This window comes from Rothia sp. HMSC071C12 (genome assembly GCF_001813895.1).
In the GTDB taxonomy this organism is placed as follows: Bacteria; Actinomycetota; Actinomycetes; order Actinomycetales; family Micrococcaceae; genus Rothia; species Rothia mucilaginosa.
In genome coordinates, this window is the sequence record NZ_KV814375.1 from 88,045 (window position 1) to 111,459 (window position 23,415).

Annotated in this window: 19 protein-coding genes; 12 read left to right on the forward strand and 7 right to left on the reverse strand. The window is 60.2% G+C overall.

Features of this window, described 5'->3' with window-relative positions; genetic code table 11:
• The first annotated feature begins 259 nt into the window (after positions 1-259).
• The 8 genes from HMPREF2942_RS07140 to HMPREF2942_RS07170 all read left to right on the forward strand — a co-directional run bounded on the left by HMPREF2942_RS07140 (position 260) and on the right by HMPREF2942_RS07170 (position 10,048).
• Positions 260-3,487 (forward strand): DUF3427 domain-containing protein, encoded by a 3,228-nt coding sequence (locus tag HMPREF2942_RS07140; protein ID WP_070688741.1) that lies wholly within the window; start codon positions 260-262, stop codon positions 3,485-3,487.
• 556 nt (positions 3,488-4,043) lie between these two features.
• Positions 4,044-4,754, forward strand: coding sequence for a DUF6318 family protein (locus HMPREF2942_RS07145; RefSeq protein ID WP_070688742.1), 711 nt, complete (start codon positions 4,044-4,046; stop codon positions 4,752-4,754).
• Positions 4,755-5,119: 365 nt separating this feature from the next.
• Positions 5,120-5,611 (forward strand): hypothetical protein, encoded by a 492-nt coding sequence (locus HMPREF2942_RS09545; protein WP_246824391.1) that lies wholly within the window; start codon positions 5,120-5,122, stop codon positions 5,609-5,611.
• Between the two features lie 171 nt (positions 5,612-5,782).
• Positions 5,783-5,914 carry a hypothetical protein gene (locus HMPREF2942_RS09585; protein WP_256370754.1) on the forward strand — a complete coding sequence of 44 codons (132 nt, stop codon included), beginning with the start codon at positions 5,783-5,785 and terminating at the stop codon, positions 5,912-5,914.
• A gap of 298 nt (positions 5,915-6,212) precedes the next feature.
• Positions 6,213-6,638 (forward strand): metal-sensitive transcriptional regulator, encoded by a 426-nt coding sequence (locus HMPREF2942_RS07155; protein WP_070688743.1) that lies wholly within the window; start codon positions 6,213-6,215, stop codon positions 6,636-6,638.
• Between the two features lie 63 nt (positions 6,639-6,701).
• Positions 6,702-6,917, forward strand: a complete 216-nt coding sequence (locus HMPREF2942_RS07160) for a heavy-metal-associated domain-containing protein (protein WP_044150011.1) — start codon at positions 6,702-6,704, stop codon at positions 6,915-6,917.
• A gap of 29 nt (positions 6,918-6,946) precedes the next feature.
• The gene (locus HMPREF2942_RS07165) at positions 6,947-7,333 is read left to right on the forward strand and encodes a hypothetical protein (protein WP_005507683.1); all 387 of its coding nucleotides are present in this window, start codon (positions 6,947-6,949) and stop codon (positions 7,331-7,333) included.
• A gap of 204 nt (positions 7,334-7,537) precedes the next feature.
• Complete coding sequence (locus HMPREF2942_RS07170) at positions 7,538-10,048, forward strand: heavy metal translocating P-type ATPase (protein ID WP_070688744.1); 2,511 nt, start codon at positions 7,538-7,540, stop codon at positions 10,046-10,048.
• A gap of 296 nt (positions 10,049-10,344) precedes the next feature.
• Here HMPREF2942_RS07170 and HMPREF2942_RS07175 read toward each other — a convergent pair whose 3' ends face one another.
• The 3 genes from HMPREF2942_RS07175 to HMPREF2942_RS09275 all read right to left on the reverse strand — a co-directional run bounded on the left by HMPREF2942_RS07175 (position 10,345) and on the right by HMPREF2942_RS09275 (position 13,073).
• The gene (locus HMPREF2942_RS07175; RefSeq protein ID WP_049332370.1) at positions 10,345-11,001 is read right to left on the reverse strand and encodes an NAD(P)H-dependent oxidoreductase; all 657 of its coding nucleotides are present in this window, start codon (positions 10,999-11,001) and stop codon (positions 10,345-10,347) included.
• 125 nt (positions 11,002-11,126) lie between these two features.
• Positions 11,127-12,608 carry an MATE family efflux transporter gene (locus HMPREF2942_RS07180; protein ID WP_083313472.1) on the reverse strand — a complete coding sequence of 494 codons (1,482 nt, stop codon included), beginning with the start codon at positions 12,606-12,608 and terminating at the stop codon, positions 11,127-11,129.
• A 72-nt stretch (positions 12,609-12,680) separates the two neighbouring features.
• Positions 12,681-13,073 (reverse strand): RNA-binding S4 domain-containing protein, encoded by a 393-nt coding sequence (locus HMPREF2942_RS09275; RefSeq protein ID WP_070633606.1) that lies wholly within the window; start codon positions 13,071-13,073, stop codon positions 12,681-12,683.
• 290 nt (positions 13,074-13,363) lie between these two features.
• Between HMPREF2942_RS09275 and HMPREF2942_RS07190 the strand changes: the two genes are divergently transcribed.
• A complete protein-coding gene (locus HMPREF2942_RS07190) occupies positions 13,364-14,191 on the forward strand; it encodes a UDP pyrophosphate synthase (RefSeq protein WP_070633604.1) in 828 nt (275 codons plus the stop codon).
• 137 nt (positions 14,192-14,328) lie between these two features.
• Here the strand turns inward: HMPREF2942_RS07190 and HMPREF2942_RS07195 are convergent, their stop codons facing one another.
• Positions 14,329-15,546, reverse strand: a complete 1,218-nt coding sequence (locus HMPREF2942_RS07195; protein ID WP_233992306.1) for an ABC transporter permease — start codon at positions 15,544-15,546, stop codon at positions 14,329-14,331.
• A gap of 156 nt (positions 15,547-15,702) precedes the next feature.
• Here HMPREF2942_RS07195 and HMPREF2942_RS07200 point away from each other — a divergent pair, with 156 nt between their 5' ends.
• Entirely contained in the window at positions 15,703-16,326 is a 624-nt protein-coding gene (locus tag HMPREF2942_RS07200) for a TetR/AcrR family transcriptional regulator (protein ID WP_049338599.1), read from the forward strand.
• Between the two features lie 113 nt (positions 16,327-16,439).
• A complete protein-coding gene (locus HMPREF2942_RS07205) occupies positions 16,440-17,600 on the forward strand; it encodes a sucrase ferredoxin (protein WP_070688745.1) in 1,161 nt (386 codons plus the stop codon).
• A 208-nt stretch (positions 17,601-17,808) separates the two neighbouring features.
• Here the strand turns inward: HMPREF2942_RS07205 and HMPREF2942_RS07210 are convergent, their stop codons facing one another.
• From HMPREF2942_RS07210 to HMPREF2942_RS07220, 3 genes are all read right to left on the reverse strand, one after another.
• On the reverse strand, positions 17,809-19,470 hold the full coding sequence (locus tag HMPREF2942_RS07210) for an NAD-dependent succinate-semialdehyde dehydrogenase (RefSeq protein ID WP_070688746.1): 1,662 nt from the start codon (positions 19,468-19,470) through the stop codon (positions 17,809-17,811).
• 350 nt (positions 19,471-19,820) lie between these two features.
• Positions 19,821-21,425 (reverse strand): glycerophosphodiester phosphodiesterase, encoded by a 1,605-nt coding sequence (locus tag HMPREF2942_RS07215; RefSeq protein WP_070688747.1) that lies wholly within the window; start codon positions 21,423-21,425, stop codon positions 19,821-19,823.
• 392 nt (positions 21,426-21,817) lie between these two features.
• Positions 21,818-22,330, reverse strand: a complete 513-nt coding sequence (locus tag HMPREF2942_RS07220; RefSeq protein ID WP_049357482.1) for a PTS sugar transporter subunit IIA — start codon at positions 22,328-22,330, stop codon at positions 21,818-21,820.
• A gap of 338 nt (positions 22,331-22,668) precedes the next feature.
• On the opposite strand from HMPREF2942_RS07220, the gene HMPREF2942_RS07225 reads away from it, so the two are divergent.
• A complete protein-coding gene (locus HMPREF2942_RS07225) occupies positions 22,669-23,256 on the forward strand; it encodes an arsenic metallochaperone ArsD family protein (RefSeq protein ID WP_070688748.1) in 588 nt (195 codons plus the stop codon).
• The last annotated feature ends 159 nt before the right edge of the window (positions 23,257-23,415 follow it).

Sequence of the window (23,415 nt, forward strand, 5' to 3'; positions counted from 1 at the left end):
CGGTGTGTGATGCGAATCAATAGCGTTTTGACTGGTGCGTTCTGCGTGCGGGGCGGGTGTTTGGTGCGCCGAGTTTAATCGCCGAGAAGCCACATGTGTTTCGAAAAGCAACATATTACGTGGCTTCTCGAAACACATGTGGCTTTTCGAGGAAGATGCAGGGCAGAATTTTTGTAATTACAGGATTCCACCACCCCTACCCCGTGAGCCGATGACCACCCAAGCAGCAGCAAACCGCCCGGGCTGCTAGGCTGCTGCTATGACCACGACTGACGAAACTCTCCCCCTGGGGCTCTACGAACACCTCAAGAGCGCATCGCTCATGAGCCGCGCCATCCCCGAAGGCGCACAATGGCAGGAAGAAATCCTCAAAAAGGACGACTACAACATCCCCGAACTGCTCGCCCAGTTCTTCGCCACCCAGCTGGCCCTCGCCCTCGAAAGCCTCAAAACCCCCGCAGACCAGGTGGAACTCATCAACCGCATGATGGAGCTCCTACCGCAGGATGCCGAAGAGCAGAACGATTCGTTGCTGACCGATGACGACAGCAACGTAATTCAGATGCGCGAGCTCGCCCTCACTGACGCAAAAACTACGCGCCCCGATATTCCTCTGAGCGATGTTGCTCTAATGACGAATACTTCTAAAGACCTGAATCTCAATACTGAAATTCAGAAAGAATTAGAAAGTGCAGACCGCGTAGATTTGCTCTGCTCATTTCTTAAAATGTCCGGCGTTAATAGTTTGAGTGAGCAGCTTAAAGCTATTAAAAATCGCGGTATTCCTTTCCGCATTATTACCACCACCTATATGGGCGCGACCGACCGCAAGGCTATCGACCGCCTCGTTGAAGAGTACGGTGCCGAGGTGAAAATCAGCTACCAGGGTGACAGCACCCGCCTGCACGCGAAGGCCTGGCTGTTCCACCGCAATACCGGCATGTCCACCGGCTATGTGGGCAGCTCGAACCTGTCCAGTGCCGCACTCACCGACGGCCTGGAGTGGAATGTTCGCATCTCTAACCCGATTACACCCGGCCTGATCCGCCAGTTTGAAGGCCTGTTTGAAAGCTACTGGAAGAGCGGTGATTTCACCTCTTACACCGCCTCTGACCAGGAGAAGCAGGAGCTCGACACTGCCCTAGCCAAGGCCGATATTACCGGCCGTAAAAGCAAGGGCCTAGAGTACGATATCGACTCGTCCCTGCTGGATGTGCATCCGTTCCCGCATCAGGTGCGCATGCTTGAAGAAATGCAGAACGCTCGTTCTAAGGGTCGTCACCGCAACCTCGCCGTGGCCGCAACCGGCACCGGCAAAACCGTGTTCTCGGCTCTCGATTACAGGCGCCTCTGCGAGCAGTCCGGCAAAAAGCTGAAGCTGCTTTTTATTGCGCACCGCAAAGAAATCCTTGACCAGGCGCGCCGCACTTTCGGCGACGTCATGCTAAAAGGTAATTTCGGTGAGCTCCTGACCGGCGGCAAAAAGCCTGAATACAATGAGGCTGTTTTTGCGACCATTCAGACGTTGTCAGGTGCCGCCCTCAAAAATTATGCACCGGACTATTTCGACGTCATCATCATGGACGAATGTCACCACATTAAGGCCGCCAGCTGGGACAAAGTTTTCAACTATTTTGAGCCCCGCGAATTTATCGGCCTGACCGCAACCCCCGAACGAGAAGACGGGGTGAACATCGCCGACAAGTACTTTGGCGGCTACGTGGCAACCTCCATCCGCCTGTGGGACGCACTCGAAGACCACCTCCTCGTACCCTTCCAGTACTTCGGTATTGCCGACGGCACCGACCTGCGCCGTATTAATGTTCGGGGTGGCCGATACGATGAAAAGGCCCTTGAGAACCTGTACACCAAGGACGAGGCCGAACGCCGCCTGCGCATCATCGTGGAAGAGCTACGCGAGAAGGTTGACAACCCCCTGCGCATGAAGGCGCTCGGGTTCTGCGTGAATGTGAAGCACGCCAAATACATGGCGCAGAAGTTCAACGAGGTGGGTATTCCCGCTGGCGTCTTGGTCGGTACAGATTCCGCCGAGGAGCGCGCCAAGGTGATGAAGAACCTTGCAGACGAAGCGCATGAGCTGACCACGATCTTCACCGTGGACCTATTCAACGAGGGCGTCGATATTCCGAGCGTCGACACCCTCCTGATGCTGCGCCCCACCCAGTCGCTCACCCTCTTCCTGCAACAACTGGGCCGCGGTCTGCGCCGTGCACCGTTGAAGTCTGTTCTGACGGTCCTCGACTTTGTGGGACACCAGAACAAGAACTTCATGGTTCACCACAAGTACCGCGCCTTTGCACGGCATGGTACCTTGACCGAGCGGGACATTGAGAGCCCTGAACTGCCGGCTGGCTGTCACTTTCATCTGGACGAGCTGACTCAGAAGCAGGTCATCCAGAAGATTCGCGAGTCCCTACGCATGAACCAGAACGCCCTCATCGACACCGCAAAGAGCTACCTGGAAGATATGCGCCGAAACTCCACGGAACCCGATGTTCGCCCCACCGTCATTGACTTCATCAACCGCTACGGGTTGGGACTGCCGCAGATTTACGGCCGTAGTAGCAAGGTGCCCCTGCCCGGTATCACTAAGCCCGTCGCAACAACCTGGACCAGCCTCCAGGCCGCGAGTGAACTGTACCCCGACCTGGTAGTTCCCTTCCAGGACAATGTGGCTGTCGAGACGAATAAGCGCGTCAAGGCACTCACACACGTGCACGACACGTTCCGCATTAACGCATACCTGGAGCTACTGAACACCGACATCCTGGAACAGGACATGACCGAAGAACAGCGCCGCCACGCATGGATGCTCCTGTTCTCCATCTGGCCGAAGGCCAAGTGGGACGGTTCTACCAAGAAGTTCAGCCTCGACGAGGGCCTGGCAACTCTGCGCAAGAACCGCGGTATGCTGCAGGAGATGGAGAGCGTCTGGAACTTCAACGCCGGTACGGATACCACCTCCACCCTGCCGCTCTTTGAGGGTGAAGGCGTCCCCCTGCGCACTCACGCCCTCTACTCCCGCGAGGAACTATTCGCCGGACTGGGCGGCCAGGAGGAGAACTTCAAAGTACCCGGCGGCGTGGTCAACGGTGTTGTACCCTTCGACCCGACGAACACCACCGCGCTACTGGTGACGCTGGAGAAATCTGAGAAGCACTTCTCCCCGGCCACCATGTACAAGGACTACGCCATCAGCACTGACGAGTTCGCATGGGATTCACAGAGCGCGACAACCCCCGAAAGTCCGACGGGTCAGCTCTTCCAACACCACGAGGAGCGAGGCCGACGCATCGTGCTCTTCGCCCGCCAGCACAGGGAGAATAGGCTCGGCCCCGAACCCTACATGTGCCTGGGCACCGTGAAATACATTTCTCACGAGGGCTCCAAGCCGATGCATATTCGCTGGTCGTTGGACCGGCCGATGCCGGCGTCCATGTTCCAGATCGCGAAGATTGCCTCGTAGGCGCTGAATAACCGCAGCAGGCGGCCCCGAATGTTTGAATATTCAGGGCCGCCTGCTTTTTAGACCGAGGTTTTCGATAGGTTAGTGTCTTCTCCGTGGGTCTTTAACCCGCAGTGAAGACACTAACCTATCGACGAAAAGGCTAAGGCATAACCCATAACCAGCTCTCACCTACCTGGCGCAGCCGGAGATTCGGTCATGGGTTACGGATTTGTGCCATAGGTTAGTGTCTTTGGTCGTAGTTAAAAGCCATGGTCGAAGACGCTAAACCATGGCACAAATTTTGCAGGGGCTGCACCTCCGCGGGAGCAGAGATATTTGATGCATAAAACATTGAGAAGCCTAAATAATGACCAACCACCGCCACCACCCTCAAAAGAATGCAAACGACCGTAAACATACGGTAGGGTGGTAACTGTAGTGTTCCATGACGCATTGATGCGTTTGTTGGGTGCGCTACGGGGCTGTTTTCCTTCCGGTGGTCAGCTTGACCTACCAATAATGGCCTGACATGCACATATATCACACCGTCACCGATGATAGGAGCGTATCTTCTATGGATTCGACCATCTTTAATCGCCGTACCCTGTTGGGCAGCGGCGCACTTGTGGGCCTGGGTGCCCTGCTTGCGGCGTGCGGCCAGCAGGCAAATAACGAGGCGGCAGCCACCGCCTCCGCCGCGCCGAGCGAGACCGCTTCGGCGTCTACGGCAGCACCTGAGTCGCCTTCGGCTAGCGCGACCCCGTCTACTGTCCGCGGCTACTCGGGCGGATCAAAGGCACCCGACGGCGAGTACCGCCCGGCGGATAAGTACGGTCCGGCACAGAATGTGCCGAAGCCTAACGCTCCTGAAGACGGATATCGCGAAAAATCTTTGGAGGGTCTTCGCAAAACAATGGATGCGTGGATTAAATGGGGTAATTATGGCGTGCAGACTGGTGACTATTCAATGGCTCGTCAGTTCATTTCACCGACTTTTGAAATTGAACTAAAAGAATACGATGATATTGAAAATCTCTACCGACGCGGAGGTTGGGTAATTGACGGAATAGAAAACCTGCGTGCTGATGGTGCGCCGTGGTCCGAAGATGGAGAGACTTATTTCTGGAAGGCATACCGAGAGTGGAATCGCGAGATGTATGTTGAATATGATGGTAGCTGGCGTGGATGGAATAACGACGATAAGACCAATGACACTTTCAAATACGAATTGAAGCATAACGGAAAAAAGTGGGAAATTATGGGCTACGAAGGAGTTGATGACTAGTAATGTCTCAATTTCGAAAATACCTCGCAGTCTCTATCGCAGGTCTTCAGATTCTATCTTCAACGTCGACTTACGCATTTGCAGATTCAAACACTGTAGAATGCTCATCAGGAAATAAAGCCGCAATATGTCAAAATAAAACTTCTAGGCAGAAAATCAGAGATAAAAGTAGTGAAACATCTGGAAATAATACTGAAAATGTTAATTCTGGAAACGAGAATACCAACCAATCAGGTCAATCACAATATACCTATACCACAGTAAATCAAGGAAACGGCATAAAAGTTACCTACGCCAATGAAAATCACAATATTATGTCATGCGAAACTGTAGATGGAAGAAGAGGAACATTCAAGTTCACAAATATGTCACTTGAATCTGGCATTCCTATAGACCGCGGAAGTCCTCGAAGCCCTTCCTCTGCTAGTTGCATTCCTGACGATACCCGCACCTTCACCAGTGCCGACAGCCCGGGTCCCACCGGCCCGACCTACGAAGAAGTCATGGAGGAAATCCTCCACGCTGCAGAGTCGCTAGAACCAGGTAAGCCGACCCTGCATCAGTCCTATAACAACCCCGCAGGCACTGGCAGGGCAGAAGGCGACCCCAACGTCTACAAGGGTGATCAGGTCAACTTCTATGTCGATGACGGCGGACCCTACCGCCTTGAAGCAGACATGCTCGCCGGACACGTCGAAATTGAGCTCATGCCCTCCTCCTATGTCATCGAGTACGGCAACGGCGATACAGATACCAACTACACTGCGGGCAAACCGGTCACCACCTACCCTCGTGAGCGTCCGCGGCAGACGGATACTAGCTACGCCTACCAGCGTTCGGGTAACTTCCACGCCTAGCTTTCTACACCAACGCAATAACCTGCCATACGGCAGGCCTTTTTTGTTTAACAGAAAAATGACTCTTCTACAGATCAGGGGCAACAAGGCGGCAGTCTCTGAAATCGGCCCGCGCGGTCCCGAGCGCAGAGCACCGCGGCGTCAGCCGCTTGGTGCGGGGCAGCCCCCACGATGGGCAAGAAGGATAATCCGAACCCGCGCCTGCGCAAGGCCGATATTCGTACCGGTCAGCGTTGGCACCTGAACGATAACGGTGACGGGGACACGGAGTATTCGCTACACCGCGATTGGCCCGACATGTAAGGTCGTTCTCCTGCCGTGGGTCTTACGCTGAGAAGCCACATGTGTTTCGAAAAGCCACTTCTTTGGTGGCTTCTCGAAACACATGTGGCTTTTCGCCGTTCATAGGGGAGGGTCGGGAGAACTTTCGATAGGTTAGTGTCTTCGCCGTGGGTCTTTAACCCGCAGTGAAGACACTAACCTATCGAAAGGGCCGTAACCTATCGAAGAATCCCCCTATCGACGAGCCCCCGCACCCTCACCGCGTCACAACCCGTAACACCCCCTTGCGAGATACCCCCCTAGGGTATATACTGGAGTCATGGAAACCACTAGCAACCAGTGCTGCCACAGCACATCCAACCAGGTCAGCACCGCATCCGGCGCCCCCACTGAGGAGCCCACCGAGGCGCACACCGGCGCATGCTGCGGCGGCGAGGCACCCGAAACCCAGCACGGCTACACCTCCAACAAAGAGGCGCACCTCAAGCGCCTGCGCCGCATCGAAGGGCAGGTCCGCGGCATCGCCCGCATGGTCGACGAAGATAAATACTGCATCGACATCCTCACCCAGGTTGCTGCGGTCTCCAAGGCGCTCCACGCCGTCTCCCTGAACCTGCTTGAAGAGCACATCGGCCACTGCGTGACCGGCGCCGCCATCGAATCCGAACGCACCGGCGACCCGACCATCGCAGAGGCCAAGGTCAAAGAGGCAACCGCCGCAATCTCCCGCCTCATGCGCAGCTAAACACGCTGCCCCTAAACACCGGGCGGCCCCAAGTTTTCAACCCATTACCGAAAGGAAATCATCATGAGCACCACCACCGTTAAGGCAACCGGCCTGACCTGCAACCACTGCGCTATGAGCGTCAGCGAAGAGGTCAGCGAAGTTCCCGGCGTGACCGGCGTGACCGTGGACGTCGTCAAGGACGGCGTCTCCACCGTGACCATTGAGCACGAGGGCACCCTCAACACCCAGGCTGTTGCAGACGCTATCGTAGAGGCTGGCTTCACCCCCGCCGTCTAGCGCGGCAGCCGGCTCGATTAGGAGTCATCATGGCTTACCCTCCGCAGTACATTGCGATGGTTGTTGGCGCGGTCCGCACCCTTGTCGGCGCCGAAAACATGCACCTGCGCGACGCGATCACCCGCGTGGCCAGGCAGATGAATCTGGATGCGGCGCTGGTCGATTCGTGGGTGAAGCAGAGCCCCGAATACACGGCGCGTGAGGATGCGCCCGGTGCGGCGCGACGTAGCGGCACGAGCGCGAATAAGCGTTCCGCCGAGCACGAGCAGGGCGTGAAGGCGCGTGAGAAGGCGAACGCTTCGCCGTTCCCGCGGGCTGCCGTGAAACGTGCCTACGGTGTGTCTGATCGTGGCGCGAAGGTGACCGGTATTCGCCCGCATACGAGCAGGCCGGATGGGCTGCCCGGCGACCACTAAGCCGCCGCTTTCACAGCCGCAACCCTACGCTCGCCGCCGCGTTTACCGCCTCGCGGTTTTACCCGTGGCTTCACCCTCGCGCGCTCTCGACGCTGCACCCCTGATACTGCACCAAACACCGCCCGGGGCGGGGTCCTTCGAGGCCCCTCCCCCGGCTTGGTGTGTACCTTTTTCTACCCTCCCGTTTTTGAGTTTTGAGGAAGTATTGTGTCTTCTACACAGCCTTCACTAACCACCCGTGAGCCCTCGTTACAGAATGAGCGCTCTCTTTTTAATTCCGCCGGAACGACCGTAAAATCAACGGAGTCAACCCGAATCATCCACGTGGATATTCAGGGTATGACCTGCGCATCCTGCGTGGGTCGCGTGGAGCGTAAGCTCCGCAAAATCCCCGGCGTTGACCCGGCGGTGAACCTGCCACTGGAGTCGGCGCGCGTCATCGTACCCGAGGGTGTGAGCGACGAGCAGATCGTTGAGACCATCAACAATGCCGGCTACACGGCGCACCTCAAGAACGGGCCACGCGCGGGCGCTGGAACGAACGCGAGCGCATCCGGCGGCGGCAACCAGCACAGCACCCCGAGCATGAACGGCGGCTTCACTGACCGCATTATTTATGCGGCGATTTTGGGTGTGCCCATCTTCCTGATTTCCATGTTCCCGGCGTTCCAGTTCCCGAACTGGGGCTGGGTCGTGGCGATTCTGACCGCGCCGGTCGCGTTCTGGTGCGCCGCGCCGTTCCACCGCGCCGCGCTCATCAATGCCCGTCACGGCTCGTCCACGATGGATACGCTGGTGTCTCTCGGCGTGGTGTTGGCGTATTTCTATTCGCTGGCGCAGCTGCTCATGAACCCGGCGTTGACGGCGCATGTACATCATGCGGGCGGTAGTTTCTGGTCGATGTTTACCGGCAACCATGCGCCGCTGTATTTTGATTCGGCGTCCATGGTGACGCTGTTCTTACTGATTGGCCGCGCAATTGAGCACCGCACCCGTCACCGCTCCTCGGAGGCGCTGCGCACCCTGCTGAGCATGGGTGCGAAGGAGGCGACTCTGCTGCGCACCGATAAGCAGGGCGTGACCAAGCAGGTGCAGGTTCCGGTGGAGGATCTCATGCCCGATGACCTGTTCTTGGTGCGCCCGGGCGAGAAGATTGCCACGGATGGTGTGGTGGTTGAGGGTTCGTCGGCGGTGGATGCGTCCCTGTTGACTGGCGAGTCTGTGCCGGTGGAGGTGCATCCGGGCGATACGGTCACGGGTGCCACGGTGAACACTTCGGGTTCGTTGACGGTGCGCGCCACCCGCGTGGGCGCCGAGACGACCCTGGCGAAGATGGGTGAGCTGGTGGCCAGCGCCCAGGAGACGAAGGCTCCTATTGCTCGCCTGGCGGACCGTGTTTCTGCGGTGTTTGTGCCGGTGATTTTGACGATTTCGGCGCTGACTCTGATCGGCTGGTGGCTGATTTCCGGTGACGGTGCGGCGGCGTTCAACGCGGCGGTGTCGGTGCTGGTGGTGGCGTGCCCGTGCGCCCTGGGCTTGGCGACTCCGACGGCTCTGCTGGCGGGTACGGGTCGCGGCTGGCAGTTGGGCATTTTGATTCGTAATGCGCAGGTGCTGGAGGCGACGAGCACGGTTGATCGTGTGGTTCTGGATAAGACCGGTACCGTGACGACTGGTGAGATGTCTGTGGCGTTCTACGGCACTTTTGACGACTATGAGTCGGCGGGTGACCTGGCCGGTATTTCGCCGGATTCCGCCGGTTCCAAGAACGAGCGTTCCCTGTCTGTTCTGCGTGATGCAGCCGCCGTGGAGGCGCTGAGCGAGCACCCGATTGCCCGCGCAATTGCCGGTTTTGCCCGCGAACAGGGCGTACTTGCTGAGGGTGCTTCGGCACCGAGCGTGAGTGACTTCGAGGGTATTCCCGGAGGCGTGCGCGGCGTGCTGAGCGGCGCGGGTGAAGGTGCTGAGAGTGGCGCCTCCCAGCTGGTTGTGGTGGGTACTCCCGAGTACCTGCAGGCAGCCGGCGCGCAGCTGAGCGAGGCCCAGTTGGCCCTGCTGGATCAGGCTCGCCGGGCGGGTCTGACGACGGTGGTTGTCGCCCGCGGCGAGGCCCCGAATAACGAGGCCGCAGAAAACGCTCCCGCCCCGCAGCCGGTCGGCATGATTTCGGTGGCCGACACCCCCAAGCCGGAGGCCGCCGAGACCATGGCGCAGCTGCGCGAGCTCGGTCTGGAGCCCATCCTGCTCACCGGCGACGCCCCGCAGGTTGCGCAGGCGGTCGCCTCGCAGGTCGGCATTTCGGCTGAGAACGTGTACGCCGGCGTGACCCCCGAGGGCAAGTCGCAGGTGGTGCGCCAGCTGCAGGAAGCCGGTCACCGCGTGGCAATGGTCGGCGACGGCGTGAATGACGCCCCGGCGCTGGCTCTTGCCGAGCTGGGCATTGCGATGGGCTCGGGCACGGACGTTGCCGCGGAGGCTGCCGATATTGTGCTGACCCGCTCGGATATTGCCTCGGTGGTGACGGCGCTGCGCCTCTCCCGCGCTACGCTGCGCACCATTAAGTCGAACCTATTCTGGGCGTTCGCCTACAATACGGTGGCTATTCCGGTCGCCGTGGCGGGCCTGCTGAACCCGATGATTGCGGGTGCGGCTATGGCGTTTAGTTCGGTGTTTGTGGTGCTGAATTCTATGCGTCTGACGGCGTTTAGGAAGTAGCGCCCTGCCGTTGTACAGAATGAATTGCCGCGTGCGATTTCAAACCGCGCGATTTCAAACGAAAAATTCAAAAGCATATCTCGCCGTGCTTTTCGCACGGTAAAAGATATAAAGAAATGCACCGCCCGTGTAAAGGCGGTGCATTTCTTTATATTCAGTTTTCACGGGCGGCGGCTTGAACGCCTAGCTTGAACAACGAGCTCAAAAGCCTGGCTCAAACGCCTCGCCCGAAAGCCCGAGCTCAACAGCACGAGCTCAGCAGCCCGGCAAAACCTCGCCGAGAACCGGGTAGAACCTTATGCCCAGGTCACCAGGTCCTCGATGGAGCGGCGGCTCTTCGGGGCAATCTCGCGGGCACGGTAACCGAAGGTCACAGCAACGGACACGCCGTACTCCTCCGGGTCGAACAGGCCGGCAGAAGTGAGCAGCTCGTTCACTGCCTCGTAGTTCATACCCTCAATGGGGCAGGAGTCGATGCCGAGCATTGCGGCGCCGGTCATCATGTTGCCCAGGGCGATGTAGGTCTGCTTGGATGCCCAGTCGAAGAGCGCGCGGTCGCTTTCCAGGACCTTCATGTCGTTCTTCTGGAAGTTACCGTAGCGTTCGAGTGCGGCCTCCATCTGCTCCTCGGTGAGATTGCGGCTTTCGAGGGTGCGGCGCATCCACGGGGTGTCGTAGCGCAGGCCCTTCTTCGCCAGCAGTACGACCAGGTGGCTTGCGTCGTCGAGGGCGCCCGCCATGCCCCAGGCGATCGGCTTGAGCTTTTCGCGCAGTTCGGGGTCCTGGATGACCAGGAACTTCCACGGCTCGGTGCCGACAGAGCTGGGCGACAGGCGCGCAAATTCGAGGATTGCGGCGAAGTCTTCGTCGCTGATGCGGCGGTCGGGGTCGTAGGCGCGGGTTGCGCGGCGGCGGGCGAAAATTTCGAGGGCTTCTTCGCGGGTTACGGTCACGGTTTCATCCTTTGCATGAGGGTTTCATTACCCTGTCATGCTACACCCGCGGAGGGTGCGGGCGGTCTAATTGTGAGCCATTACGCCCAGAGCACGTATGCGCGAAGCAGCTAGGTTCGAAGGGTTTAGGCACCGGCTTTCATCCACACATCCGAGGAGGCGCGGCGACCAAAAATGACCGCGCGGATTCCCTGGAAGTACAGAATATACGCCGCCCACAAGCCGCAATACCCGGCGAGCGCATCCATGGTGCCGGCGCCGACCGCCCAGTGCAGGCCGAGCATGACGGGCACGTACATCACGAGCATGATGAAGCAGCCAATTGCCAGGTATTTCACGTCCTGCGCGCCCATGAGGATGCCATCCAGGGTGAACACGTACGCGGCGATGGGCTGGCCGAGCGCAATGATGACGGTGGCGATGGTGAAGAGGAACGCCACCTGCGCGTCCTGCGTGAAAATCCAGGAGCCGAAGAAGCCGATGAGCGGGCAGATCAGGCCGGTGATAACGCCGTAGATGAGGCTCATGCGGAGCAGCCGGTTTTTCAGCTGGCGCACCTTCGCACGCTCGGATTCTACGTTGAGGTCGCGTTCGCCGAGTTCCTTGCCGAGTAGCGCCTGGGCGGCGATGGCGAGGGAGTCCAGGGCGTAGAGGAAGAGGTTAAATACGCCCATGCCGAGCTGGTATGCGGCGGTGTGTTCGGTGCCGAATCGTGCCACGACGAACACGGTCAGCAGGGAGGCGATGCGCATGGACAGGGTGCGCAGCATGAGCCAGGAGCCGAGCGAGAGCACCGAACGCATGCCGGCGACGTCGGGTGCCCAGGGGACGGCGTGTTCGCGGGTGCCGCGCATCATGACCACACCGAGCGCGGCAGCCATGCCCCACTGGGTGAGGGAGGTGCCGGTCGCCGAACCGGCGACGCCCCAGCCGACCGGGTAGATGAGCAGCCAGTTCAGCGCAATGTTCACGAGCGTGCCGACCGTGGCGACTTTGAGCGGGGTGACGGTGTCTTGCAGCCCGCGGAGCGTGCCGACCTGCGCGAGGATAATCATCATCGGCGGGATGCCCCAGAGCGAGTGGTGCAGGTAGTCGAGGGCGTATCTCATGGTTTCGTCGGTCGCGCCTAGGCCGCGCAGTAGCGGGTCTGCGAAGGCGTATCCGGCGATCATGAGGAGCATGCCGAGGCCGAAGGCGACCCACACGCCGTCCACGCCAATCTGCCAGGCGCGGCGCAGGTTCTTCTCGCCGAAGGCGCGCGCCACGGCGGGCGTGACGGAGTAAGCGAGGAAGTTCATGAGGCCCACGACCGTGGTGACGAGCGTGGCGGCGATGCTCATGCCGGCGAGTTCTGCCTTGCCGAGTTGGCCGATGAGGGCGGAGTCGGTGAGCACAAAGATGGGTTCGGCGATGAGCGCGCCGAAGGCGGGTACGGCGAGGACGAGGATGCGCCGGTTCAGCGAAGGCTCGGCGGTGTTCGCAGCGGCGTTGGCACTGGGGCCCGCGGCGGTATTCGCGGCGGGGCTCGCTACCGTCGCGGTATTCTTCGCGGGCGCGCCGGGTGCAGTGCTACCGGGTTCAGCAATAGGGTGCTTCTGTGTGCTCATCCTTCTAGGCTACTCCCCGCCGCCGCCGCGGGTGCCTGCGCGCGGGGTGGGGTGCACTCTGCGAGATGCGCTTTAGGCGCCTCGGCCGCGCAGTTCGTCGAGGGCACGGCGTTCCTTCTTGGTGGGGCGGCCGCTGCCTCGTTCGCGTTTAGCGACCGGAGGCATGGAAAGGTAGGCGGGGCGCGGGCCCGAGAGGTCTTCGTAGCAGGTGACGGCGATGGGTGCGCCTACCCGTTTGACGAGGAGTTTTTCAACTTTGAAGACGCGTTCCCAGCCGGGGTAGCGCACGCGCACCACGTCTCCTTTTTTGAGTTTTTGGGAGGGTTTGGCGGGGGCGTCGTTGACGCGCACGTGGCCGCCTTTGCATTCGTCGGCGGCGAGGGAGCGGGTTTTAAAGATGCGCACTGACCAGAGCCAGAGGTCGAGCCTGGCGCTGGTTAGTGTGGTGGTGTCTTCTGCGGTCATGTGTTCATTGTGGCGCGAGGCGGGCGGGGCACCAAATCAGGTGCGCCCACCTATCCTGCGCAATCTCACCGTAATCTCACCGGGCAAATCCGCAACCGGCACCGAACCCGCCAAGCGGCAGAAAATTTTCTACTGCACGCACCTCCCTATTGAGCGCAAACCCGCATCCACTAGGGGTATTGTTAAGTCACCTTCTCAAGAAGTGTTCTCAGGGCCACCTAGTTCGCGTGGTCTACAGGGGGTTGTGGCCGCGACGCCACGGGCTCCCCGTAACAGATTGGATATACACCATGTCAGCTTTGAAAAAGCTCCTGGCGGCTGCCCTCATCAGCACTGTGCTGTCTTCTTGCTCCTTCGGTCCCACGTTGGAGAAGGATGAAAGCGCCCGAGCAATCTTCGACACAGAAAATGACCGGGTGATCCTGCCTCTGGACGCATACAACACCGCCGGCAAGGGCGAATACTTCACCAAAGCCCTTGAGCTCGCCCGCAAAAAGTGCTTTGCCGAACACGGGCAACACTACGAGATGTTCGTCCCCACCGAAGGATCCGGCAGGAACCTCGGCAGAACCTACGGGATCTGGAACGTTGAGCACGCCCAAAAATACGGCCTCCACGAGCGCGAAGACTCAAATACGCTGGACCTCTCCTCCCCTGCCGCCTCATCCGACCCTGGGAAGGATGTCCGCACCGAATGCTATCAGCGCGCCGTCGATGAGATGAAGCAAATTGGAGAGATACCCTTCGGAAGCAGCACGTTTACGCGTTTGGAGACCGACGCCCGAAATGCCGCAGGCGATAGGCAACTCAAAAAATCTCTTGACGACGAGTGGAAGCGATGCGTCAAGGATAAGGGCCTCACCCCCGATAGTGAGGTGACCGTCGAGGAAGAAAAGAATATTCCTCAGAGCGCCGTCGCCTCCGAGGAAGAAATTCGAATCGCCACCATCGAGGCGCAGTGCGACCGGGATATAGGCCGTTCGCAGAAGCTCTACGACCTGCAAGCGCAGTACCAGAAGCCGCTCGTCGCCAAGAACCAGGCAGCCCTGGAGAATGAGCTCAAAGAATTCAAACGCCGGGACGAGCAGTTCAAGCAGTACGTGCTCGACAACCAGTAACAGCGAATAGCAGTCGGTAATAGTCGGTATGCCGAAAGGGTGTGTGTCGTGTTCAGTGAACACGGCACACACCCTTCTTAAGCTGTACCGGCTATATTGTGCCGGCTACGTTGCGCCGGTTATCCAACCCGCGGTGGTTATGCCTCCACCGTTGCGGTGCGGCGCTCCTTGAGAGCCCAGCCAATCACGCCGGTCAGCAGACCGAACGCAATCCAGGAACCAAGCACCAGCCACTGGTCACTCGTTGCAACCTCCGGGAAGTACGCAATCGAACGCAGCAGAGTCGAGGAGGCACCCGGCACCAACATCTGACCAATCTGCCCCCACACACCGGGCAGGAACACGCTCGGCATACTTGCGCCCGAAATCGGGTTACCAATGAACATGGTGATGACCGCGCCTACTGCGAGACCAATCAGCGGCGAAGACAGTGCACCCACACCCACAATGAAGAAGGCGGTCGCCAGGTAGGTAGCGCCGAACGCAGCCCACAGGGTTGCGAAGTCGCCGGGGATGATGCCGAACCAGACGTTCAGAATCAGGGCGGTCAGTGCACCACCGATGACGGAGTACAGGGTTGCGGTGGCGAAGCGGCGCCAGGTGCCGTTCACGCGCAGTACGGAGAAGGAACCGCCGAGAATACCGCCAATGACCAGCGGAAATGCGGAGATAGCGATACCGGAACCGGAGGAGTCATTCTCACTCAGGGGTACCACGACGGTGGTCTTCACCGCCATTGCGGATGCCTGCTCGGCCTGCACCTTCATCTGCTCCAGCTGGGCGGCGGCCTGCGCACCCTGTTCACCGCCCGTCTGCACCGCCTGGGTGAGGGCTTCCGTCTTAGCGGCGAGTGCCTTCTGCTGAATCTGCGCGTTCAGCTGGGTGGCAACACCGTTGAGCATCTGGGTTGCTGCGGCGTTTGCGGCTGGTGCGGTCAGCACTTCGGGGGCGGCGCCTTCGGTGAAGATGATTGCGCCGTAGGTTTCGCGCTGCTTGATTTGCTGTTCAGCCTCTTTGCGGGAGGATGCCTGCTTCAAGTCGAAGGTTTCAATACCTTGGTCTTTGAGGGACTGTTCAAACTGACTGACGGTCACCTCGGGGCCTGCGATAGAGACGGGCAGGTTCTTTGCTTCCATGGTCTTGGTGGGCCAGGTGAAAGCTAGGACGATGAGTGCTACCACCAAGGATGATAGTACGGAGGTGGTGATGACCTTGAGCCAGGAGGAACGGTCGGTGGTTTCTTGCGTGCTTGTTTCTGCAATGCTCTTTGCCGCGATCTTCTGGGATGCGGCAGCTTGGGTGGCTGCGGCGGTCACTGCTTCTGCGGTGACTGCGGTGGCGGTTTCGTTGTTCATGACAATCTCCAAACAAAATGCTTATTTCGTTTACGAGTCAGAACTCTACTCTCGATTTTTACCGAGTGCAAACAAAATAGCTATTTTGTTTGTAAAGTCACAAAAAGAACTTCCATTGTGTTTGTAAGTTTTGTGCCCACTCCCTAAACTGGAACCATGCCCCGACTAACAGACGCCACCAAAGCCGCACGCCGAGCCCAAATCATCGAAGCCGCCGTTAGCTGCTTCCTCGAAAAGGGCTACACCAACACCTCCATGAGCGACATCATCAAAGCCTCCGGGCTGTCCTCCGGATCCATCTACTCGCACTTCTCCGGCAAAGAAGACATCCTCACCACCGCCATCAACGAACGCCTCGAAAACATCAAAAAGCTCTACGAAACACTCCCCGAAGGCGCCGGACCCCAGGACATTCTCGAAATCATCTACACCAACCAGATGGTTAACGAGAACTTCTCCGCCATGCTGCGCATCCGCCTTGAATCGCTCCACGCGCCCGAAATCGCCAGGGCAACCGCGAACATCATGCCCCTATTGCAGGGCATCATCGTAAAGACCCTCACCCCCTGGGCGGCCGAACAGCTACGCGTTCTGCACGAAATCAACCCCGACCCGGCGCAGCGCACCCCCGAGCAGGAGGCGCTCATCACCGACTACGCCCGCGATACTGCGGACGCCTTCATGATGATTTTCCAGGGCTACATGCTCCGCTCCTTCTTCGGTAACCCCAAGGAAAAGGACCACCTCTACCGCGTCGCTTTAGCGCTTCTTCCTGAGTAGTTGACCGACCGATAGTCCCCAAAAATCACCCTTAGACGGTTGTTTTTCAGCATTTAGACCGCGCAGGGGCAACATAAGTCATTCACATCCTGCAGGCGTAGAATCGAGGAACTATGACTGAATCCTGCACCCCCGCAACCCCTGAGCCGCGCGCCGACAACCCCGCAGAGCTGAAGAATCTGCGTGCCGCGCACGCGGACGAGCTCTCCTCCCGCACCCACGCCACGAGCATCCCGGCAGACTCCTGCTCCCTCTACGACGACGAGGCGCTCGGCGGCACCGCCGGACGCGCCACCGCCTGGCTGGCGCTCGAGCACGTGGGCCAGTGGGGTCGCGACGTGCTGGACGGCTCCGCCCTCGGTGAGGAACTTTCGGAGGCGTTGGGCGAGGCAGTCTCGCAGGCGGGTTTGAAGTTCCTGCTGATCCGCCAGGTGGGCAGGGCAGGGCGTGTACTGCACGGCGCGCCGGATGCATCCGGCGACCCGACCCACCGGGTACTCTACGCGCTCTGCACCCCGGGTGAGGAGAAGCTCTACTCGTTCAGCGTGAGCACCCCCGAACAGCTCCTCGAACTACCCCTGGGCAACCCCCAGGAGTTGATTCAGGCGACCGGCGCGGAGCTCATGGATTCCCCCGCCATTCTCGTATGCACCCACTCCAAGCGTGACCGCTGCTGTGCCCTGCGCGGTCGCCCCATTGCGGCGCACCTGGCGGATATCCTGCCGGGTAATGCGGTCTGGGAGTGCTCGCATACGGGCGGCCACCGCTTTGCCCCGGTCGGCATTATGCTGCCCACCGGCTACACCTACGGTCGCCTCTCGGAGCCTTCGGCGCTGGCTGCGTACCTGTCGCTGGCGGGTCGTTCCATTCCATCACTGCACGGTCTGCGAGGCCGCAGCACGGATACTCCGGTGGAGCAGGCGGCGGAGGTTGCCGTACGCCTCGAACTGGAGAAAAAGGGTGAAGAAGTAACCTCTGGAGGTTTGGTTTCACGTGAAACATCGGCAACAGAGGCGCTCATTGCGCTCCGCGAGGCGGGCATCGATATGAACGTCGAGACAAGCAATGAGTTCTCCCCTGAATTTTTTGCGGCGTTCTCGCCTAAAGATTTCTCCGAACACCCCACTCTGGAGGCGGCACTCACCTCCCACACCGACGGACGCACCTGGGTCACCTTCTTCGAGCGGGTCGCCCTTGAGCCGCGCCCCAACTCGTGCGGCAAGGGTCCCGCGGATGCTTTCAGCCGCGAGCTGCTCGCGCTGCGCCAGCTATAACCCCCTGCACCAGATACAAGCCCCGTGCCAGCTATAACTCCTGCCCCAGCTCTAGGCAGAGCCAGTTCTAGCACCCGCGCATGATGTAGACAGCGTAAAGCCCCTGCGGGCACCTTTCTCGTGTACCCGCCGGGGCTTCGCTGTATCCAAAGTTCGCCGTGTCCAGGGTTCGTCGCAGTCGGCATCCCGCCGTACCCGGCAAACAGGCTTATCCGGCGAACGGGTTCGGCGCGCCGATGTACTGCAGCTCGGTGTATTCCTCCAGACCCTCGGGGCCGCCCTCGCGACCCATACCGGACTGCTTCACGCCGCCAAAGGGTGCCGCAGCGTTCGAGATAACGCCGGAGTTGTAACCGATCAGGCCAAACTCCAGACCAGCCGCCATGCGCGTAAAGCGCGGGTGGTTGCTCGTGTACACGTATGCCGCCAGGCCGTACTCGGTGTCGTTGGCGAGCTTCAGGGCGGTGCGTTCGCCCTCCTCACCGTAGCCGCTGAACGTGGCAATCGGGGCGACGGGGCCGAAGATTTCTTCACGCCACACGCGCATCGAATCGGTCACGCCAGTCAGTACGGTGGGGGTCACGAAGTTTCCCTTGTTCAGGTTCTTGGGCATGCCGCCGGTATCGCTCGGAACGTTCTCCTCAAGCTCGGGAACGTACCCGCCGCAGGCAAGGAGCGCGCCCTTGCCCAGGGCGTCTTCAACCATAAAAAGCATGGATTCAACCGCTGAAGGTTGAATTAGCGGTCCACAGTCGGTTCCGTCGGCGGTTCCGTCACCCACGACGGTCGCCTCCATGCGCTCCACGAAGGCGCGGGTGAACTCTTCAGCAATGTCCTCGTGCACAATGAATCGGTTGGCTGCAGTGCACGCCTCGCCCATGTTCCTCATCTTCGCCGCGTAGGCGCCCTCCACGGCGGCGGGAATGTCCGCGTCCTCAAAGACGATGAACGGTGCGTTGCCGCCCAACTCCATGGAGGTGCGCAGAACGTTCTGCGAGGCCTGCTCAAGCAGGGTGCGGCCCACGGCGGTGGAGCCGGTGAACGAGACCTTCCGTAGGCGCTCATCAGCCATCAGCGCCGAGACAACCTCGCTGGTGCGGGAGGTGGTCACCACGTTCAGCACGCCGTCCGGCAGGCCCGCCTCACGCATCAGGGACGCGAAGTACAGGGAGCTGAGCGGAGTCAGAGAGGCGGGCTTGAGCACTGCGGTGCAGCCCGCCGCGAGCGCCGGGGCAACCTTGCGTGCCGCCATGGCGAGCGGGAAGTTCCAGGGGGTAATCAGCAGGCAGGGGCCCACGGGGCGGCGTACGGTGGTGATCTGCAGGCCGGATTCGGGGGCGAGGCCGGTGCGGCCGAAGTTGCGGGCAGCTTCTTCGGCGTACCAGCGCAGGTAGTTTGCCGCGTAGGCGACTTCGCCGCGGGACTGGTCGAGGGGCTTGCCCATTTCGAGGGTCATGAGCCGGGCGATGACTTCGGTGCGCTGCGTCATGAGCGTGTAGGCGCGGTTGAGGATGTCGGCGCGTTCGCGGACGCTGGTTGCCGCCCATGAGGTGCGGGCGTCGCAGGCGGCGTCGAGTGCTTCGATGCCCTGTTCGACGCTGGCGTCGGCGACGTGCGCGAGGATTTGGCCGCAGGAGGGGTTGTGTACGGGGAAGGAGCCGTTGTCGCCGGTGACCCAGCTACCGCCGATGAGCAGGTCGGTGGGCACGTAGAAGAAGGGGTAGGAGGGCCGTTCGTAGGGGTCGATGGGTTCGCGCTGCGGCATGTTGATGCTTTGCATGTGCGGTTCGGTGCGGCCTCGCAGCTGGGCGGATTTCGCGGCGGGCTGTGCGGCGGGATTCTCGGCGGAGCTTTCGGGTGAGGTGGTCATGGCGTGCCTTTCGGGTTGGGGCGGCCGGTGCGGTCGACTCTGACGCTTTTAATTCTAGTCCTGCACGCTCCCCTACCCCTCGAACCTGCCCCGCGCGCCTGCACGCCCTCGCCCGCGCTTCTCCACACCCTGGAAAGGCCGCAGGCACGCCAAAGGGGGCCGCATCCGCGTTGGATACGACCCCCTTCGGATAGATTCTCGCTCAGCGCGCGAGAGTCCTAGCTGAGGATTATGGAAGGCATTGCCCGGAAGGGATGCTCGGTGTTGCATCCGCTCTGCCCGATACCCGCGCCCTCACCGCTGAGCGGCGGTGAGGCGGGCACCCAGGTGGACTAGGCCCACCGGTTCTCTCAGATCCAGGACTGGCGTGCCTCGATTCGAGTCAGCTCCAGAGGACCGCCATCGTTGGTGCCGTGGAAGCGGCCGAAGTGTACGTACGGGCCGCGGTAGGCGCTGTGGTTGATGGGGCTGGAGTACTGGCCGTTGACCGTGTAGTAGAAGCTGTTCTTGTTCAGCACGATCTTGCAGTTCAGTGCCTGGCCGGTGGTGACCTTCTGGCGTAGCTTCATGGTGTGCAGCACGCGCGGGCTTGCCTGGTTGGGTTCGAAGCAGAGAATCTGCGCTACGGAGCCGCCGCGGTAGTTGGGGCGGATGGCGAGCACGTAGGTGCCGTCTTCCTGCTTTGCAGCGAACTTCTTGCCGATGCCGAAGGCGCCGTCGTGTTCGCGACCGAACGCAATGTAGCCGTAGTGACCATCCTGCTTCGGCACTGCACTGGTCCACTTCATGGAGAAGTCGAGAGTGTACTTGTCGCGAGTGGTGTAGTTCGCCAGAGGGCCGAGCAGCACGGATTCGTCGTAGCGCTGGTTGTGCACGATGGCTGCGCCGGTCAGGTCGGGCATGTCCGCTGCGACGGAGGGGTCGGCGGGCAGCATGCCGTGGGGACGCTGGCCGGTCTTAATCTTCACGCTGGCGTCGAAGGGGTCACCGATTACCCAGTAGGGGTCGGGGCACATGAAGCCCTTAACGCCCAGTGCCTTGTACTTTTCGTAGGCGGAGCGGCGGTGGATTTCCCAGACGATGACTGCCTTGCCGAGGCCGGTGAGGGCGCGTACGTTCTCCTCGCTCATGGAGCCCTGGGAAGCGCCGGTCGGCTTCTCGTAGTAGGGTACGCCGATGGCGTCCACGTTTTCGTGGCGTGCCATTGCGGAAATCTTGTCGATGGGGTCGCCACCGTCGAAGTAGCACCAGGTAGCGCAGCCTGCGGAGTTGGCAAGCTTCAGGTAGCGGGAGGTGGGTTTGAAGCCGCCGCTGCCGTCGCGGTACATCTTGATGACGGTGCGGCGCTGCAGGCCGCGTTCGGTGATGAACTTGACGAGGCCTGCCTGTGCGGGGCCGTCCTTCGCTTCGAGGAACAGTACGACCTTCTTGCCGCCGACGGAGGCGTATTCACCGCCTGCGGGTACGGCGTCAACCGCTGCGATGGCTTCTTCGAGGGTGGGGATGTTGTACAGGTCGGTCTTCTCGCCCAAGTTTTGGCGCATGTTGACCTTGTGCTGGCGCAGTTCGGCGAGGGTGTGGCCGCGCACGTCCATGGATGCGCCGGTGGTGCGCTTGATGTTGGTGTCGTGCATGCAGACGAACTGGCCGTCGCTGGTGGTGCGTACGGAAATTTCGACGGCGAGGGCGCCGCGGCGTACGGACTCTGCGTAGGCGTAGGCGGTGTGCTCGGGGCTGATGTTGCCGGCACCGCGGTGGGCGATGAAGAATTCATCGGTCTTGTAGAGCAGCTGATGTGCGGGGGAGCCGCTGTGTACTGCCGCGAGCTGTGCGCGGGTGTTGGCTGCGGCGTGGGCTTCGCCTGCCTGGAGCATGAGGGCGGCGGGCGCCAGAGTGGAGGCGCCAATGAAGCCGCGGCGGCTCAGATTCTTAGAGGTCTTCGGGAATGCAGTCACCGTAGTGGTCCTTTTTTCGTTTATGAGTTGAGCGTAATGTGTGTGGTTGGTCATTGAAGTTTTGGTTTATAGCTGAGGGTCCGGATTCTCTCAACTCAAACTACAACTCTAAGTAGGATAACGATTTTTTATCGGTGATTCACTGCGTTTACAGGAAAATAGGGTATTATGTGCGCCTCATTCTTACCCGCGGTGTAATGCGGGTGAATGTGTTCCTCCTTTTCCGCCGCTTTTAATAGCGGCATTTCATGCGGCGTTAAAAAATTTCTCGTGTAACGAAAAAGGCCGCGCCTACAGCCCGATTGAGCCTACAGGACGCGACCTTTTGCGTTAAAACATTTTTCGCAGGTTTTTCACCGCTGTTGAAGCTGAGCTATTTTCGCTGGTTCAGCTTACTTCTTGGATGCCTGAGCGACGCGGTCACCGGCTGCGACGGGGCGGCGTGCCTCAGAGTCCTTGGAGATGTTGAACTTTGCGGTGTTGGTGATCATCACCATGGTTTCCTTGGAGGGGATGCGGCCCTCGATAGCTGCCCAGTCCACCTCGATGATGGGTGCGCCAGCCTCAACCTTGTCACCTACGTTAGCAATCTTGGTGAAGCCTTCGCCACCGAGCTCAACGGTGTCGATACCGATGTGAACCAGTACCTCGCCGCCGTTTTCGGTGCGGAGCATGAATGCGTGCAGGGTGTCCTGAATCAGTGCGATGGTGCCTGCAACGGGTGCGACGATGGTGCCTGCGGTGGGGTTCACTGCGTAGCCGTCGCCCATAACGCCCTGAGAGAAAACGGGGTCGGAGACTTCGCTCAGCGGCAGGTACTCGCCGGTAACAGGTGCGACGTAGACGTCTGCGGACGATGCTTCCTGTGCGGCAGCTTCCTTCTTCTTCTTGCCGAAACCGAACATATATGCTCCTTCTGGTCGTGTGGCGCTATGAATAGCGTGTATTTGTAGCGCTGATGCGTCCGCGTCGGATGCGGGCGTCGTTGCCTTCTTGGTTTCACACCGGGCGGCGTCTGCCTGAATTGCAGGGTTCGCACACTCCGGTGCATATGCACTCAGAATACAACACCTGAACCCGTAGCTCACGAGCTGAGGGTCATTCGACTCGAATTCTGCAAATATTCCGCAAATCTGGAACTTCAACTCACACTTCTGCACTCTTGAGGTCGCGAGTACACTTAGTGAAGGACTGGCACCCCTCCCCCGAGCCGGTGCCCATAAGAGAGAAAAGGCTGAAACTGATGACTGAAGCGGCTGAAACCGTTCTTGAAGTATTTATTCCGGGCCCCGGCGAGAACCCGGAGGATCCGCAGGATATGGAGCGTTCCATCTTCCTGGGTGCCGCGCAGGAGGCGCTGGATTCGGGCGTGGACATTGAGGTGTACTCCACCGACTCCTACCCTTCCGCATTTGAAGAGTGCGCACCGGTCGCCGAGCAGATTGAGATGAACGGCATTGAGGTTCTGCCGCTCATGCTCGTCAACGGTGAGGTGAAGGTGTCCTTCGCGTACCCGACCGCCGAGCAGATTAAGCGCTTCTCCCGTGCCCACCTGGTCGCCCAGCCGAAGGCGAACGCGGCAGCGGCTGCGTGCGGCCCCTCCGGCTCCCCGGCGGCGTCGATGATCCCGAACCTGAGCCCTCTGGCGGAGCCCGCCGGTTTCGCGGCGACCCTGGCGGGTAAGGCACCTCAGCCGGTCGGCGGCCCCGAGATTGGTAACCGCGTGAACCTCATGGGTGGCGACACCGGCGACGGTATCCCCACCTCCGGTTCGGTGGCTGTGAAGTCCGGCGGCTGCGGATGCGGTGGTTGCGGCTGCGGCGGCAAGTAAACCCACCCCTGCCGGCAACGAGCGCCTGGCTCACCCGGTTCTAAACTACATAGCAAAGAGCGGTGCCCGTCTCCTCGTGATGAGGAAGCGGGCACCGCTTTCGCTTAACGAAGCTTAGGTTCACACCCGGCAGCACCTACGGGAGCTGCGGCGGGCGAA

What these genes read in the sequence shown, in the direction of transcription:
- HMPREF2942_RS09545 (WP_246824391.1), top strand. Translation starts at nt 5,120, where the DNA reads ATGTCACTTGAATCTGGCATTCCTATAGACCGCGGAAGTCCTCGAAGC.
- HMPREF2942_RS07140 (WP_070688741.1), top strand. Translation starts at nt 260, where the DNA reads ATGACCACGACTGACGAAACTCTCCCCCTGGGGCTCTACGAACACCTC.
- HMPREF2942_RS09585 (WP_256370754.1), top strand. Translation starts at nt 5,783, where the DNA reads ATGGGCAAGAAGGATAATCCGAACCCGCGCCTGCGCAAGGCCGATATT.
- HMPREF2942_RS07165 (WP_005507683.1), top strand. Translation starts at nt 6,947, where the DNA reads ATGGCTTACCCTCCGCAGTACATTGCGATGGTTGTTGGCGCGGTCCGC.
- HMPREF2942_RS07180 (WP_083313472.1), bottom strand. Translation starts at nt 12,608, where the DNA reads ATGAGCACACAGAAGCACCCTATTGCTGAACCCGGTAGCACTGCACCC.
- HMPREF2942_RS07210 (WP_070688746.1), bottom strand. Translation starts at nt 19,470, where the DNA reads ATGACCACCTCACCCGAAAGCTCCGCCGAGAATCCCGCCGCACAGCCC.
- HMPREF2942_RS07195 (WP_233992306.1), bottom strand. Translation starts at nt 15,546, where the DNA reads ATGAACAACGAAACCGCCACCGCAGTCACCGCAGAAGCAGTGACCGCC.
- HMPREF2942_RS07190 (WP_070633604.1), top strand. Translation starts at nt 13,364, where the DNA reads ATGTCAGCTTTGAAAAAGCTCCTGGCGGCTGCCCTCATCAGCACTGTG.
- HMPREF2942_RS07205 (WP_070688745.1), top strand. Translation starts at nt 16,440, where the DNA reads ATGACTGAATCCTGCACCCCCGCAACCCCTGAGCCGCGCGCCGACAAC.
- HMPREF2942_RS07220 (WP_049357482.1), bottom strand. Translation starts at nt 22,330, where the DNA reads ATGTTCGGTTTCGGCAAGAAGAAGAAGGAAGCTGCCGCACAGGAAGCA.
- HMPREF2942_RS07225 (WP_070688748.1), top strand. Translation starts at nt 22,669, where the DNA reads ATGACTGAAGCGGCTGAAACCGTTCTTGAAGTATTTATTCCGGGCCCC.
- HMPREF2942_RS07160 (WP_044150011.1), top strand. Translation starts at nt 6,702, where the DNA reads ATGAGCACCACCACCGTTAAGGCAACCGGCCTGACCTGCAACCACTGC.
- HMPREF2942_RS07200 (WP_049338599.1), top strand. Translation starts at nt 15,703, where the DNA reads ATGCCCCGACTAACAGACGCCACCAAAGCCGCACGCCGAGCCCAAATC.
- HMPREF2942_RS07145 (WP_070688742.1), top strand. Translation starts at nt 4,044, where the DNA reads ATGGATTCGACCATCTTTAATCGCCGTACCCTGTTGGGCAGCGGCGCA.
- HMPREF2942_RS07155 (WP_070688743.1), top strand. Translation starts at nt 6,213, where the DNA reads ATGGAAACCACTAGCAACCAGTGCTGCCACAGCACATCCAACCAGGTC.
- HMPREF2942_RS09275 (WP_070633606.1), bottom strand. Translation starts at nt 13,073, where the DNA reads ATGACCGCAGAAGACACCACCACACTAACCAGCGCCAGGCTCGACCTC.